Annotated in this window: 13 protein-coding genes; 5 read left to right on the forward strand and 8 right to left on the reverse strand. The window is 67.4% G+C overall.

The annotated features are described in order from the left end of the window. Positions 1 to 104 precede the first annotated feature (104 nt). Positions 105 to 1019, reverse strand: coding sequence for a LysR family transcriptional regulator (locus tag ASE02_RS19680; RefSeq protein ID WP_056736617.1), 915 nt, complete (start codon positions 1017 to 1019; stop codon positions 105 to 107). 187 nt (positions 1020 to 1206) lie between these two features. Here ASE02_RS19680 and ASE02_RS19685 point away from each other — a divergent pair, with 187 nt between their 5' ends. After that, a complete protein-coding gene (locus ASE02_RS19685; protein WP_056736619.1) occupies positions 1207 to 2460 on the forward strand; it encodes a serine hydrolase in 1254 nt (417 codons plus the stop codon). A 398-nt stretch (positions 2461 to 2858) separates the two neighbouring features. On the opposite strand, the gene ASE02_RS19690 is transcribed toward ASE02_RS19685, so the two are convergent. Further along, complete coding sequence (locus ASE02_RS19690; protein WP_056736621.1) at positions 2859 to 3785, reverse strand: LysR family transcriptional regulator; 927 nt, start codon at positions 3783 to 3785, stop codon at positions 2859 to 2861. Positions 3786 to 3889: 104 nt separating this feature from the next. Between ASE02_RS19690 and ASE02_RS19695 the strand changes: the two genes are divergently transcribed. Beyond that, positions 3890 to 5053 carry an MFS transporter gene (locus ASE02_RS19695; RefSeq protein ID WP_056736622.1) on the forward strand — a complete coding sequence of 388 codons (1164 nt, stop codon included), beginning with the start codon at positions 3890 to 3892 and terminating at the stop codon, positions 5051 to 5053. Between the two features lie 79 nt (positions 5054 to 5132). Here ASE02_RS19695 and rnd read toward each other — a convergent pair whose 3' ends face one another. Further along, positions 5133 to 6314, reverse strand: a complete 1182-nt coding sequence (gene rnd / locus ASE02_RS19700) for a ribonuclease D (protein WP_056736624.1) — start codon at positions 6312 to 6314, stop codon at positions 5133 to 5135. Between the two features lie 93 nt (positions 6315 to 6407). On the opposite strand from rnd, the gene purM reads away from it, so the two are divergent. Then, complete coding sequence (gene purM / locus ASE02_RS19705) at positions 6408 to 7436, forward strand: phosphoribosylformylglycinamidine cyclo-ligase (protein ID WP_056736626.1); 1029 nt, start codon at positions 6408 to 6410, stop codon at positions 7434 to 7436. Between the two features lie 108 nt (positions 7437 to 7544). Here the strand turns inward: purM and ASE02_RS19710 are convergent, their stop codons facing one another. The 3 genes from ASE02_RS19710 to ASE02_RS19720 are packed head-to-tail and all read right to left on the reverse strand — an operon-like array spanning position 7545 to position 10707. Then, positions 7545 to 8324 (reverse strand): enoyl-CoA hydratase/isomerase family protein, encoded by a 780-nt coding sequence (locus tag ASE02_RS19710; RefSeq protein ID WP_056736628.1) that lies wholly within the window; start codon positions 8322 to 8324, stop codon positions 7545 to 7547. Beyond that, entirely contained in the window at positions 8321 to 9541 is a 1221-nt protein-coding gene (locus ASE02_RS19715; protein ID WP_056736630.1) for a CoA transferase, read from the reverse strand. Before ASE02_RS19715 ends, ASE02_RS19710 begins: the two co-directional genes overlap by 4 nt. 8 nt (positions 9542 to 9549) lie before the next feature. Continuing rightward, complete coding sequence (locus ASE02_RS19720) at positions 9550 to 10707, reverse strand: acyl-CoA dehydrogenase family protein (protein WP_082602228.1); 1158 nt, start codon at positions 10705 to 10707, stop codon at positions 9550 to 9552. A 231-nt stretch (positions 10708 to 10938) separates the two neighbouring features. Here ASE02_RS19720 and ASE02_RS19725 point away from each other — a divergent pair, with 231 nt between their 5' ends. Then, entirely contained in the window at positions 10939 to 11127 is a 189-nt protein-coding gene (locus tag ASE02_RS19725) for a hypothetical protein (RefSeq protein WP_156406149.1), read from the forward strand. Here ASE02_RS19725 and ASE02_RS19730 read toward each other — a convergent pair. Both ASE02_RS19730 and ndk read right to left on the reverse strand, forming a co-directional pair. Next, positions 11124 to 11423, reverse strand: coding sequence for a hypothetical protein (locus ASE02_RS19730; protein ID WP_056736636.1), 300 nt, complete (start codon positions 11421 to 11423; stop codon positions 11124 to 11126). The two genes, ASE02_RS19725 and ASE02_RS19730, sit on opposite strands and share 4 nt — an antisense overlap. Before the next feature lie 123 nt (positions 11424 to 11546). Next, positions 11547 to 11966 carry a nucleoside-diphosphate kinase gene (gene ndk, locus ASE02_RS19735; protein ID WP_056736638.1) on the reverse strand — a complete coding sequence of 140 codons (420 nt, stop codon included), beginning with the start codon at positions 11964 to 11966 and terminating at the stop codon, positions 11547 to 11549. Positions 11967 to 12141: 175 nt separating this feature from the next. Here ndk and ASE02_RS19740 point away from each other — a divergent pair, with 175 nt between their 5' ends. Further along, positions 12142 to 14025, forward strand: coding sequence for an ABC-F family ATP-binding cassette domain-containing protein (locus ASE02_RS19740; RefSeq protein ID WP_056736640.1), 1884 nt, complete (start codon positions 12142 to 12144; stop codon positions 14023 to 14025). Positions 14026 to 14046: the final 21 nt, after the last annotated feature.

Raw genomic sequence — 14046 nt, forward strand, 5'->3', positions numbered from 1 at the left:
AACGGAGCCCTATGAATCAGACATCTCGCGCCGTGAGAATCCTGAATGTCGATACGCTCTAGGGCGTTCAACGATCCCCCAGTGCTAGCGCTGGGGGATCAAACCTAGGCGGCGATCCTGGCCGGCGTCAGGCTGCGGGTGCGGTCGGCCTCGCTCTCCAACCAACGCCACACCGCCCCGACCGCGCTGCGGCGGCGGCGGTCGGCCGGCGCGGCCAGGCGATATCCGCCTGGCGTGGCGGCGAACGGCAGGTCCAGCCGCACCAGCCGGCCGCTGTCCAGGTGCGGCCAGACGGTCGGGGTGGCGGCCAGGGCCACGCCAAAGCCCTCCGAGGCCATCTCGTACATGGCGTGCAGCAGGTCATAGGTGGCGGCCGGCGGCAGCGGCGTGTCCATCCCGGTCTCGCGCGCCCACCAGGACCAGAGCCCGCCCGGATAGGCCACCGACAGCAGCCTCTGGGTTTCCAGTCGCCCGCCGCGCGCCTGGAAGGCGGCGGCGACGGCCGGCGCGGCCACTGGCGTGACGCAGACGTCCAGCAGCGGCTGGCTCACCAGCCCGCCAAGGTCGATATCGGCGTAGCAGATGCCAAGGTCGGCCTCCCCGCTGCGCATGTCGCCCGCGCCGCGCTGGGTCTTGATGGAAAGCTCGATCTCCGGGTGGGCGGCGCGGAACGCATCCAGGCGCGGGATCAGCCATCCGACCGCCAGGGAGTGCGATAGCGACAGCGTCACCGACTGCGCCTCCCCTGGCGCCTCGACGACCGAAGCCGCCGCCCGCCGCAGCTCCAGATAGGCCGGCTTGAGTTGGCTCAGGCAGCGTCGCCCAGCCTCGGTCAACCGCAATCCGCCCGGCCTGCGCTCGAACATCGGCAGGCCGACGAAGGACGAAAACGCCTGGATCCGGCGGGAGAACGCCGCGGGGCTCAGCGCGCAGCGCTCGGCCGCGACCCGAAAGCTCGGGGCTTCGGCGGCCTCGATGAAGGCTTCGATCTGTTCCAAGGGCGGCAGTCGGCGGCGCATTGAAGGCTCCGGGTTCGGACGATCCGCGAGAGCCCTCTCTATCTCAACGGCGTGACAGCCCCGTGTCACACCTTCATCGGAGGACGCAGCGTCGATGTTCCCTCGCCAACACAAGCTTGCTCTAGGCGCCGCCCCATACCCCTGACAAGAATGTCGCCAACAACACCGAATCCACGGGGGGATATCCATGTCGCTGACTCGCCAAGGCCTACTGGCCGGCCTCTTCGCCACCGCCGCGCTGATCGCGCTTCCCGCCCACGCCGAGGTCAAGCTGGCCGCGCCGGCCGCCGCGGGCTTTTCCGCCGCGGGCCTGAAGGGGATCGACCAGGCGATGCATGGCTTGGTGGACCAGGGGCGCCTGGCCGGCGTCACCACCCTGGTCGCCCGCCACGGCAAGGTCGTCCACTTCGACGCCTATGGCGTGCAGGACGTGAACTCCAAGGCCCCGGTCCAGCGCGACACCATCTTCCGCATAGCCTCCATGACCAAGCCGGTCACCGGCGTGGCGATGATGGTCCTGTTCGAAGAGGGCAAGTGGAAGCTGGACGACCCGGTCGCCAAGTTCATTCCCGAGTTCGCGGACCTGAAGGTCAAGGGCCCCGACGGCTCCCTGGTCGCCCAGAGCCATCCGATGACCATGCGCGAACTGATGAGCCACACCGCCGGGTTCGCCGTCTCGGCCGGCTACGCATCTGACGTGACCGACCGCAATCAGCCGCTCCAGGCGATGATCGACAAGCTGGCCAAGCTGCCGCTCGCCAGCCAGCCCGGAACCGACTGGGCCTATGGTCCCAGCGTCAACATCCAGGGCTACATCGTTGAAAAGCTGTCGGGCCAGACGCTCGACGTCTTCTTCCAGACCCGCATCTTCGATCGCCTGAACATGCCCGACACCGGGTTCTCGGTCCCGGCCTCCAAGCTCGCCCGCGTCAGCGCCATCCATACCTATGACGCCCAGAAGAAGCTGATCGCCCCGCCCAATCCCGTCGACGCCTCGGTGAAGCCGGTGATGCTGTCGGGCTCAGGCGGCCTGCTCTCGACCACGCAGGACTACTGGCGCTTCTCGCAGATGCTGCTGAACGGCGGTGAGTTGGACGGCGCCCGCATCCTGAAGCCCGAAACCGTCAAGCTGATGCGGCAGAACGTCCTGAAGGACGGCGTGCTGGTCGATCTCTACGGGCCCAGCATGCAGGGCGTCGGCTTTGGCATGGACTTCGCCGTCATCCTCGATCCGGCCAAGGCTCAGACGCCTCAGGGCAAGGACAGCTACTATTGGGGCGGAGCCTTCGGGACCTGGTTCTGGATCGACCCCACCAACGATCTGGTCTTCGTCGGCATGATCCAGAACCTGAACGGCTCGATCCCCGGTCGCGACACCCCTGACGTTCGCGGGCTATCCACCCAGCTGGTCTACAAAGCCCTGACCGACCCGAAGAAATAGAGGCCCAGATAGCAAGAAGGCGGCGCTGCGGTTTCCCACGGCGTCGCCTTCTCATCCAGGCTTTGCAGCCTGAGGTCTCCAGGTCTTCGACGTCTTCGGTCTGCGAGGTCGCCCTGGCTGGCCGTCTTCGTCGTCGTGGCCCCTCCGATATCAGCGTCCGGGTCGCCCCTTCGGCCTACGTCTTGGAGCCTTCTGTTCGCTTGGTGATCCGGTCTCCCGGGTCTCCCGCGCCGCAGTTCCTTTCGACAATTGAAGGCTCGCGCCGATCGCCGCGGCTGGCAAGCGTTCACGATGACCGCCCGGGCCTCGTCCGGTGGACAACCGGTGTGAAACCCAGTGGAAAATCGTCGTTAGACGAACAACGATAAGCGCCCAAACTTACCCACAGCTTCCTGCGATCAGGCGTCCGGGCTCCAGGTGGGAAGCCGCATGTTCTCCGCCAGATAGTCGATGAAGGCCCGAACCCGCGCCGGCAGATGACCGCCCTGACCCAGGAACACCACGTGCACCTCCAGCACGTCGCCCGGGTTGAACGCCTCCAACACCGGAACCAGCCGGCCGGTCTTGATGTCGTCGGCCGCAGAGAAGACGCTGAGCCGCGCTAAACCCGCGCCCTCCAGCGCCAGGCGCCGGACACTCTCGCCGTCGCCCAACTGCACGCCGCCGACGCCGGGCAGATAGACGACCTCTCCGCTCTCCAGCTTGAACGGCCAGTTGCGGACGCTGCGCGTGAAGGTGAAATCCATCTGATGATGCTGGGCCAGGTCCTCCAGCCGGGTCGGCGTCCCCCGCCGAGCCAGGTAGCCCGGCGAAGCGACCACCACGGCGCGGCTCTGGCCGAGCTTGCGGGCCGTCAGGCTCGAGGAGCGCAGGCTACCAACCCGGATCGCGACGTCGGCGCGCTCGTCGAGCAGGTCGACCACCTGGTCGGTCAGCACGAGATCCAACGTCACGTCAGGATGGGCCGCCAGGAAGCTGGGCACCAGCGGCAGCAGCAGATTGCGCCCCAGGTCGACGACGCTGTTCACCCGCACCCGCCCGCGTGGCGCCGCGCCCGCCGTCACCTCGCGTTCGGCCTCGTCGATATCGGCCAGCACCTGGGCCGAGCGTGCATAGAAGGCCGCTCCCTCCGGCGTCAGCTGCAGCTTGCGCGTCGAGCGGTTCAGCAGCCGCGCGCCCAATCGCGCCTCCAACCGCCCGATCAGCTTGCTGACCGCCGAGGGCGTAATCCGCAGGGCGCGCGCCGCCGACGACAGGCCGCCGGTCTCGACCACCCGGACGAAAACCTCCATCTCGGTCGAACGATTGACCTCAGATCGCGCCATTGTGGATTTCAACTCACATCTGATGTTCCAATCGGCACTCTAATTCAAAGGCCAGATTGGCGCCATCTAGCCGGGACATCACCGCCCTGTCCCGGAGCCGTCCCTTGCCTCTCGCCCTCTACGCCCTCACCGCCGGAGCCTTCGGGATCGGGGTGACCGAGTTCGTCATCATGGGGCTGCTGATGCAGGTCTCCGGCGACCTCGGCGTCTCCATCCCCGCCGCCGGCCTGCTGATCACCGGATATGCGCTGGGCGTCTTCGCCGGCGCGCCGCTGCTGACCATCGCCACTCGCCGCCTGCCGCAGAAGACCACATTGATCGCGCTGATGATCATCTTCACCCTCGGCAACCTCGCCTGCGCCCTCGCGCCGACCTATGAGACCCTGATGATCGCCCGCGTGGTCACGGCGCTGGCTCACGGCACCTTCTTCGGCGTCGGCTCCGTAGTCGCCGCCGGCCTGGTTCCGCCAGAACGCCGCGCCTCGGCCATCGCCCTGATGTTCACCGGCCTGACCGCCGCCACCCTGGTCGGGGTGCCGTTCGGCGCCTGGTTGGGGGAAGCCTTCGGCTGGCGCTCGACCTTCTGGGCGGTGACCGGCATCGGCGTCTTCGCCGCGCTCGTGCTCATCGCCTTCGTGCCGCGCGCCAAGCAGGCCCCGGAAGTCAGCCCGCTGTCGGAGGAATTGGCGGTCCTGAAGCGTCCGCAAGTCCTGCTGGGCCTTCTGATGACGGTGCTGGGCTTTGGCGGCGTCTTCGCGGTCTTCACCTACATCCAGCCGATCCTGACCCAGATCACCGGTTTTCCGCTGGCCGCCGTCTCGCCGATCCTGCTGGTGTTCGGGGGCGGCCTGGTCGCCGGCAACTTCGTCGGCGGCAAGTTCGCCGACCGCGCCCTGACGCCCGCCTTGTTCGGCTCCCTGGCGGTCCTGACCGTGATCATGCTGGCCATGACCTTCTTCCTGGAGAGCAAGATCGCCGCGGTGGTCTTTACCGGCCTGCTCGGCGCGGCGGCCTTCGCCACCGTCGCTCCGCTGCAGCTACGCGTGATGGAGGCGGCCGGCGGCGCGGGCCAGACCCTGGCCTCCAGCCTCAACATCGCCGCCTTCAACCTCGGCAACGCCCTGGGCGCCTGGCTGGGCGGCGCGGTCATCGATCACGGCCCCGGCCTGCAAGCCGTCACCTGGATCGGCGCGGTGATGCCGGCCGCCGCCCTTGTCACGGCGCTCTACAGCCAACGGCTGGCGATGCGCCCGGCCCTGGCCTGCTGATACGAAAACGGCTCCCTCGTGGGAGGGAGCCGTTTCAGTTTCTATCGCGTCTCCTCCAGCGGAGGAGGATCTGCGTCTTCTATTCCGCCGCGGCGCTAGCCTTGGGCGCGCGGCGGACTTCCACCACCCGCACGCGGGTTCCATCCAGCACTAGGGCCAGTTCGCCACGCTTCAGACGCAGGGCGTCCTCGCCGAACGCCTCGCGACGCCAGCCGGTGAGCGCCTGGCTATTGGCGTTGTCGTCATTGGCGATCTGCTCGAGATCCGACATCGTGGCGATCAGCTTGGACGCCACGCCCGCATCTTCCGAACGCGCCTTTAGCAGCACCTTCAGCAGTTCGACGACCGCGCCTGCGGCCGGAGAGGCCTGGTGCTTGGCGCGTTCAACGACCGGAGCATAGGCCTCCGGGTCCTTCAGCGCCTCACGCACGGCGGCCAGCAGGTCGGGCCCGAACCGCGAGCCCGAGAAGCCCTTCGGAACCGAACGCAGACGGTCCAGGGCCTCGGCGTCGGTCGGCGCCTGGGTCGCGACCTCGTCGATGGCGTCATCCTTCAGGATGCGGCCACGCGGCTGATCGCGGATCTGGGCGGTGCGTTCGCGCCACGCCGCCACGGCCTTGAAGACCGCAAGATATTTGGCGGTGTGCCGGCGCGGCTTCAAACGCTTCCAGGCGTTTTCCGGGGTCACGTCGTAGAGCGCCGGATCGGACAGACCGCGCATCTCGTCGACCACCCAGGCCAGGCGTCCCTCCGTCTCCAGCCGCGAACGCAGCATCGGATAGAGTTTGGCCAGGTGCGTCACATCGCCCAGGGCGTAGACCAGCTGAGCATCGGTCAGCGGCCGACGCGCCCAGTCGGTGAAGCGCGAGGACTTGTCGATCTCGATCTTCAGCATCTGGCGGACCAGGGCGTCATAGGCGATCTGCTCGCCGAATCCCGCAGCCATCCCGGCCACCTGGGTGTCGAAGAGCGGAACCGGCATCGCCTTGAGATTGTTGAAGATTTCCACGTCCTGACGAGCAGCGTGGAACACCTTCTCGATGCTCGGATCCCGCAGGATTTCAAGGAATGGCTCAAGGTCGAGCCCATCGGCCAGGGGGTCGATGACCGCCTCGGCGTTGGGGGCGGCGGCCTGGATCAGGCACAGCTTGGGCCAGTAGGTGGTTTCGCGCATGAACTCGGTGTCTACGGCGACGAAGGCTTGGCCTTTGATCTTGTCGCAGAACGCCTGGAGTTCGGCGGTGGTTGTAATCGGCGTCATCAAGTAGCTATACGCTCGCGCAGCCCCGAGTCTGCAAGCGTCGGATGCGCGCAGGCGTCGATTTCTGCATCCCCTGAGCCCTAAAGGCGTCACATGACCGATCGGCCCAATGGCCTCACCTACGCCCAGGCGGGCGTCGACATCGACGCCGGGAATGACCTGATCGAGCGTATCAAGCCCCTGGCCAAGGCGACCCGTCGTCCCGGAGCGGACGCCGCCCTGGGCGGTTTCGGCGCCCTGTTCGACCTGAAGGCGGCCGGTTACGCCGATCCGCTGCTGGTCTCCACGACCGACGGCGTCGGCACCAAGCTGAAGATCGCCATCGACACCGACCAGCACGACACGGTCGGCATCGACCTGGTGGCCATGTGCGTCAACGACCTGCTGGCCCAGGGCGCCGAGCCGCTGCTGTTCCTCGACTATTTCGCCACCGGCAAGCTGAACGTCGAAGAGGCCACCCGCGTGGTCGCCGGCATCGCTGAAGGCTGCAAGCAGGCCGGTGCGGCCTTGGTCGGCGGCGAGACCGCCGAAATGCCCGGCATGTATTCCGAAGGCGACTACGACCTGGCCGGCTTCTCGGTCGGCGCGGTCGAACGCGGCGCGGTGCTGCCCACCCTCGACACCCAGAAGCCTGGCGACCTGCTGATCGGCCTGGCCTCGTCGGGGCCGCACTCCAACGGCTATTCGCTGGTTCGCCGCGTGGTCGAGCGTTCGGGCCTGGCCTGGGACGCACCTGCGCCCTTCGCCGAAGGCAAGACCCTGGCCCAGGCCCTGATGGCCCCGACCCGGATCTACATCAAAAGCGTGCTGCCCCAGATCAAGGCCGGCCGCATCAAGGGCGCGGCCCACATCACCGGCGGCGGCCTGATCGAGAACCCGCCCCGCGCCATCGCCAAGGGCCTGGAAGCCAAGTTCGATTGGGAAGCCTGGGCCCTGCCCCCGGTCTTCCAATGGCTGGCCGAGGTTGGCGGCATCTCCGAGCACGAACTGCGCCGCACCTTCAACTGCGGCGTCGGCATGATGCTGATCGTCAGTCCGGAGAACCTGCCCGACGTCCTCGACGGTCTGCTCCATGCCGGCGAAGAAGCCTTCGTCTGCGGCGAACTGGTCGCGGCGGCTTAAGGCCCCTCACCCAACCTCTCCCCGGCGGGAAGAGGAGAAGAGGCGTGAACTTCCTCTCCCTCGGGAGAGGTCAGGTGAGGGGGCGACGCGCAGCGGCGCATCAGCCCCCTACTCGCCCTTGAACACCGCCGACCGCTTCTGATTGAACGCCGCAACGCCTTCGCGGCGATCAGCGGTGCGGAACAGGCGATTGTACTCCGACAGCTCCAGCTCCATCGCCTGAGCCAGCGGCAAGGCCGCCCCGCCACGCACCACGGCCTTCAGCGCCTTGACCGACAACGGCGCCTTGCTGGCGATCACCCGGGCGCGCTCCAGCACCTGTGCCGTCAGCTCGGCCGCGGGAACCACGCGGTTCACCAGGCCAAACTCCATCGCCTGGTCTGCGTCGACCGGCAGGCCCGACATCAGCAGCTCGGCCGCGCGGCGCTCGCCGACCGCCCGCGTCACGAACTGGGTGCCGCCCAGGCCCGGAATGATCCCCAGCCCCACCTCGGGCAGGCCCATCCTGGCGGTGTCCGCGATCCAGGCGAAGTCGCAGGCCAGCGCCATCTCGGCCCCGCCGCCCATGGCCGCGCCGTTCACCGCCGCGATGACCGGGAACGAACAGGCCAGCTGGGCGCGGATCATCGCCTCGAACATCACGTGCTGGTCCGACCAGGCCTGATCGCTCATGCCGTCGCGTTCCTTCAGGTCCGCGCCGGCGCAGAAGAACCGGCCCGCGCCGGTCAGCACCGCCACCCGGATCGTCGGATCGGCGGCCAGCCCGGTCCACAACGCCAGCAGCTCCTCGCCCATGGCCGTATTCAGCGCATTGGCGGCTTCTGGGCGCGACAAGGTCACCACCCGCACGCCCGGCGACGGCTCGCTCAGTTCGATCGTGCTGGTCATCGTCCCTCCGGTCCGGCGACGAGGCCGGCGTCATGCAATCGCGCGATTTCACCCGAGGACAGCCCCAGCACCTGCGCCAGGACCTCGTCGGTATGCTGCCCCAGCTTCGAGGCGGATCTGACCGGCCCTCGAACATCCTGCGGGATGGTCCCGGCGAACCCGGCGGCGGGATAGGTCCGGCCGCTCGGGTGCGCCACGTCGCTGAACACCGGGTTGCCCTTGATCAGCCGGGGGTCTTCCGCCGCCGCGCTCATCGGCTGATACGGCCCCCAGCAAACCCCTGTCGCCTCGAAGGCGGGCTTCAGCTCATCGAGGGTCTTGCGGGCGAACGCCGCTTCGAAGATCGGGAACAGCCGCCCGCGATGATCGAACCGCAGCCCTTCGTCGTCCGCGAAGCTGACGCCCAGCTCAGCCTCCAGCCCCGCCACCGGGGCTTCGATCTCCAGCACCGCCAGCAGGCCCTTCCATTGGCGGGCCGTGATCGCCACCAACATGATCTGCTGGCCGCCCTTCAGCGTGAAATCACGCCCAAAGGCGCCATAGAGGTCGTTGCCCATGCGGGGCCGGTCGGGCCCCGCCAGGCTCTCGGCCAGATAGCCGAGATTGGCCATGGTCGATCCGGCGATGTCCGACAGCGGGATGCGGATCTCGCGCCCCTTCCCGTCCCGGCCACGCGCGTGCAGCGCCGAGACCAGGGCGAAGGCGGCGTAGGCGCCGGTCAGCAGGTCCCAGGTCGGCACTACGTTGTTCACAGGACGCAGATCGTCGGGATGACCGTTCATCATCGGCACGCCGATGGCGCTGTTGACCGTGTAGTCCACCGCCGGCCCGCCATCGGCCCAGCCCATCACCCGCGCGCAGATCAGATCCGGCCGCAGCGCACTGAGCTTCTCGTAGGACAGGAACCCCTCGACCGGGAAGTTGGTGACGAACACCCCGCCCTCCTCGCCCGGCGCCGCCGCCAGCCGCGCGGCGAGTTCGCGGCCCTCAGGCCGGCTCAGGTCGAGCGCGATGGATTTCTTGGCCTTGTTCAGCCCCTCCCAATAGAGGCTGTCGCCCCCTGGGGTCAGCGGCCAGCGCCCGAAATCAGGCCCGCCGCCGATATTGTCGAACCGGATCACCTCGGCCCCAAGCTGGGCGAGATACAATCCGCAGGTCGGCCCGGCCACGAAGGCCGAACCCTCGACCACGCGCAGGCCCTTCAGAAGGTCGTACATTCTTCCCCCTAGAAACTCTTCGGCAGCCCCAGCACGTGGGTCGCCACGTGGCTGAGGATCAGGTTCGTGGAGATCGGCGCCACCTGGTAGAGCCGCGTCTCGCGGAACTTGCGCTCGATGTCGTAGTCCTCGGCGAAGCCGAAGCCCCCGTGGGTCTGCACCGCCATATCAGCGGCGAACCACGACGCTTCAGACGCCAGCATCTTGGCCATATTGGCTTCCGTGCCGCAGGCGATGTCGGCGTCGAACATCGCCGCGGCCTTGTCGACCATCAGCGAGGCGGCGGTGAGTTGCACATGGGCCCGCGCGATCGGGAACTGCACGCCCTGGTTCTGGCCGATCGGGCGCCCGAACACCTCGCGTTCCTTGGCGTAGGCGCTGGCTCGGTCGATGAAGAATTTGCCGTCGCCGATGCACTCCGACGCAATCAGGATGCGCTCGGCGTTCATCCCGTCGAGGATGTAGCGGAAGCCCTTGCCCTCCTGGCCCACCAGATTGGCGACCGGCACCTTCAACTCGTCGAAGAACAGCTCGGTCGTTGCGTGGTTCAGCATGGTCCGCACCGGACGGATGGTCAGGCCGTTACCGACCGCCTCGCGCAGGTCGACGATCAGCACGCTCATGCCGTCGGACGGCTTGGCCGCATCCTCGCGCGCCGTGGTCCGGCAGAGCAGCACCATCAGGTCGGAGTGCTCGGCCCGGCTGATCCACAGCTTCTGGCCGCTGACGACGTAGTGGTCGCCTTCACGTCGGGCGAAGGTCGAGATCCGGGTGGTGTCGGTCCCGGCCGTCGGCTCGGTGACGCCGAACGCCTGAAGCCGCAGCTCGCCGGTGGCGATCTTCGGCAGATAGGCCTGCTTCTGCGCGTCGCTGCCGTGCCGCAGGATCGTGCCCATGGTGTACATCTGGGCGTGACAGGCGCCGCCGTTGCAGCCTGAGCGGTGGATCTCCTCCAACACCGCCGTCGCGGCCGCCAGGCCCAGTCCTGAGCCGCCATAGGCCTCCGGGATCAAGACCGAGAGAAACCCCGCCTGCGTCAGCGCTTGAACAAACTGCGTCGGATAGGTCCGGTCGCGGTCGAGCGCGCGCCAGTATTCGCCGGGGAATTGGGCGCAGAGCTTGCGCACCGCATCACGGATCTCCGGAAAGCTCTCGCTGACGTCCACCACGATCCTCCGCCACGGCGCCGCGCCGCCTCTCAGCTAGCGCATATGGCCCCGGCGGTGAAACCCATGCCGCCACGTCAGGCCGCGCGGCCCGCCCATCTCACGGGCAAGATGGAGCAACCCCGCTCGCAAGCTATGGCAGGCCCCATGTCGGGACTTACCAAATATCAACCATATTCTGTTGGAACTTCAGTGCGCCTTGGTTGTTCGACCCGCATGGACGGTATGAACATGAACCGCACTGAACGTCTGAACCGCGAAGCCATGAACCTGTGGCGCGCCTTGACGGCCGACCCGCCACCTCGCGGCTTGCGCGGCGCGACCCTGCTCGACGCCGCCCTGCACCTGAAGAACGCCGGTGAGTACGATCGGATATACTCGCCGCACCTGCGCCCGACCCAGATCACCCGGCCGCGCTAGATCCTGATTTCGAAATAGGCCGTGTCGCTGCCGCTGGTGTAGCCCAGCATGCGGATCCGGCAGCCACGCCCGTCATCCAGGGTCAGGGCGGCCTCGCCTGCCCGGAACAGCGCCTCGGCGACGTCGGGCGCGGTGCGCAGCAAACCCCTCAAGGGCACATGGGCCGAGGCCAGGGTCCGCATCTGCCCGGTGATCTCGTAATCGACCTGCAGATCATGGCCCGCGAACTTGAGGTCCCCGGCGCCGGTGGTGATGATGGGGGGTGCTTTGCGAATAATGCCGCTCCTTGAAAACAAGCAGGCCCCGCCCGGCTCTTTGCCGAACGGGGCCTGACTGGTGCGGCTGGTCTCTGGAGGGACCGAGTGGGCTCGTAACCGCGTTAGATCAACGCGGAACGAGCTCCACCGTTCCCAGCCGTCTTAACCGACGATTTGGTCGTCGGTGAAGAACTGGGCGATTTCCAACTTGGCGTTGTCTTGGCTGTCCGAACCGTGGACCGAGTTTTCGCCGACGTTCAGGGCGAACAGCTTGCGGATCGTGCCTTCAGCGGCTTGTTCCGGGTTCGTCGCGCCCATGACTTCACGGTACTTGGAGACGGCGTTGTCGCCTTCCAGGACCTGCACGACGACCGGCGCCGAGGTCATGGTTTCGACCAGCTCGCCGTAGAACGGGCGTTCAGCGTGGACTTCGTAGAACTTCTTGGCTTGAGCTTCCGTCATCTGGATGCGGCGCTGAGCGACGATGCGCAGGCCAGCGTCTTCGATCACCGCGTTGACCTTGCCGGTCAGGTTCCGCTTCGTCGCGTCCGGCTTGATGATCGAGAAGGTGCGTTCGGTCATTGTCTTTGAACTTGCTTTATTGTTGGGGAGGCGCGGATCTCCGCGCGGGTGGCGGGCTTATAGCGGCACGTTGTGACATCGCCAAGCATGGCGCAGGACAAGTCCACCGAACTGGCCAGTGGACAAAGGACGCATTCCTTTCACGGCCCGGCTCTGATAAGCCCCCGCGCTCGCCATGCTGCAAATCAATGACCTGACATTCGACGCCTGGGGCCGCCGGTTTTTTGACCACGCGACCGTGAGCATTCCCGTGGGCGCCCATGTGGGCCTCGTCGGCCGTAACGGCGTGGGTAAATCCACACTGTTCAAGCTGATCCTCGACCAATTGCACGCCGGCGACGGCGAGATTGGCTATCCAAAGAACGCGCGTATCGCCTCGGTGGATCAGGAACACCCGGCGACCCCGGTTTCCCTGCTCGACACCGTGCTGGCGGCGGACGAAGAGCGCGAGCGCCTGACCAACGAACTCGAGACCGCAGATCCCGAGCATATGGGCGAGATCTACGCCCGGCTCTATGAGATCGGCGCGGACCGCGCGCCGTCACGCGCTTCGGAAATTCTTTCGGGCCTCGGCTTCTCCAACGCCGACCTCTCGCGCCCGATGGCCGAGTTCTCCGGCGGCTGGCGAATGCGGGTGGCCCTGGCCGCGGCCCTGTTCGCCGAGCCTGACCTGCTGCTGCTCGACGAACCGACCAACTATCTCGACCTTGAAGGCGCGCTCTGGCTGGAAAGCCGGCTGAAGAAGTATCCGCACACCGCGGTCATCATCAGCCACGACCGCGAGATCCTGAACAATTCCTGCGACCACATCCTGCATCTCGCCGACGGCAAGCTGACCATCTACACCGGCGGCTACGACAGCTTCGAGCGTCAGCGCGAAGAAAAGGCCCGCCTGCAGGAAGCCAACAAGGCCAAGATCGACGCCCAGCGCGCCCACCTGCAGTCCTTCGTCGACCGCTTCCGCGCCAAGGCCTCCAAGGCTACCCAGGCCCAGTCGCGCCTGAAGATGCTGCAGAAGCTGCCGCCGGTCTCCTCGGTGGTCGCCGAGCACGTCGCGCCCTTCATCCTGCCCTCGCCGGAACGGCCCCTGGCCCCGCCGCTGCTGCGCCTGGAAGGCGTGTCGGCCGGCTATGACGAGACCCCGATCCTCAAGCACCTGAACCTGCGCCTCGACCTCGACGACCGCATCGGCCTGCTGGGCGTCAACGGGGCCGGCAAGTCGACCTTCGCCAAGCTGGTCGCCGGGGCGCTGAAGCCGCAGTCGGGCGAATTCACCCGCTCGGCCCGGCTGAAGGTCGGCTGGTTCCACCAGCACCAGATCGAGGCCCTGAACCCCAAGGACACACCACTCGACATCATCCGCACGGTGATGCCGGAGGCCTCCGAGGCCAGCCGCCGCGCGCGCCTGGCGCAGTACGGCCTGGGCCACCAGAAGGTCGAGACCACGGTCGACGCGCTGTCCGGCGGCGAACGCGCCCGCCTGCTGCTGAACCTCGTGGCGCTCGAAGCCCCGCACCTGCTGATCCTCGACGAACCGACCAACCACCTCGACATCGACTCGCGCCGCGCCCTGCTGGACGCGCTGAACGCGTACGAGGGGGCCGTCATCCTGATCACCCACGACCGCTCGCTGATGGAACTGGTCGCCGACCGGCTGTGGCTGGCCGCCGACGGCACCATCGCGCCGTTCAACGGCGATATGGACGACTACGCCAAGTTCGTCATCGATCGCGCCAAGCAGGCCGGCAAGGCGCCGACCCAGGTCCGCGCCTCGGAACCGGTCGAAGCGCCCAAGCCGCCGCCGCTGCCCAAGACCAAGGTGCCGACCGGAACCGCGCGTCGCCGCGCGGAGTCGGCCGAGGCCGCCCTGGCCCGCGCCACCGCCGCCGTCACCGAACTCGACAAGGCGCTGACCGATCCCAAGGTCTTCACGGACCAACCCGCCAAGGCCGCCGATCTCGGCCGCAAGCGCGAGCAGGCCCAGGCCGCCCTCGACAAGGCCGAGCAAGAGTGGCTCGACGCGGTGGAAGCCTATGAGGCCGTCAAGGTCGACGCCTAGAACGCGCAGGCCTCTCCCTCG

Source organism: Phenylobacterium sp. Root700 (assembly GCF_001429025.1).
Lineage (GTDB): Bacteria > Pseudomonadota > Alphaproteobacteria > Caulobacterales > Caulobacteraceae > Phenylobacterium.

Bases quoted from the DNA above. Each gene is read 5' to 3' on its own strand.
- ASE02_RS19680 (WP_056736617.1), bottom strand. From the start codon at position 1,019: ATGCGCCGCCGACTGCCGCCCTTGGAACAGATCGAAGCCTTCATCGAG.
- ASE02_RS19685 (WP_056736619.1), top strand. From the start codon at position 1,207: ATGTCGCTGACTCGCCAAGGCCTACTGGCCGGCCTCTTCGCCACCGCC.
- ASE02_RS19690 (WP_056736621.1), bottom strand. From the start codon at position 3,785: ATGGCGCGATCTGAGGTCAATCGTTCGACCGAGATGGAGGTTTTCGTC.
- rnd (WP_056736624.1), bottom strand. From the start codon at position 6,314: ATGACGCCGATTACAACCACCGCCGAACTCCAGGCGTTCTGCGACAAG.
- purM (WP_056736626.1), top strand. From the start codon at position 6,408: ATGACCGATCGGCCCAATGGCCTCACCTACGCCCAGGCGGGCGTCGAC.
- ASE02_RS19710 (WP_056736628.1), bottom strand. From the start codon at position 8,324: ATGACCAGCACGATCGAACTGAGCGAGCCGTCGCCGGGCGTGCGGGTG.
- ASE02_RS19715 (WP_056736630.1), bottom strand. From the start codon at position 9,541: ATGTACGACCTTCTGAAGGGCCTGCGCGTGGTCGAGGGTTCGGCCTTC.
- ASE02_RS19725 (WP_156406149.1), top strand. From the start codon at position 10,939: ATGAACCGCACTGAACGTCTGAACCGCGAAGCCATGAACCTGTGGCGC.
- ndk (WP_056736638.1), bottom strand. From the start codon at position 11,966: ATGACCGAACGCACCTTCTCGATCATCAAGCCGGACGCGACGAAGCGG.
- ASE02_RS19740 (WP_056736640.1), top strand. From the start codon at position 12,142: ATGCTGCAAATCAATGACCTGACATTCGACGCCTGGGGCCGCCGGTTT.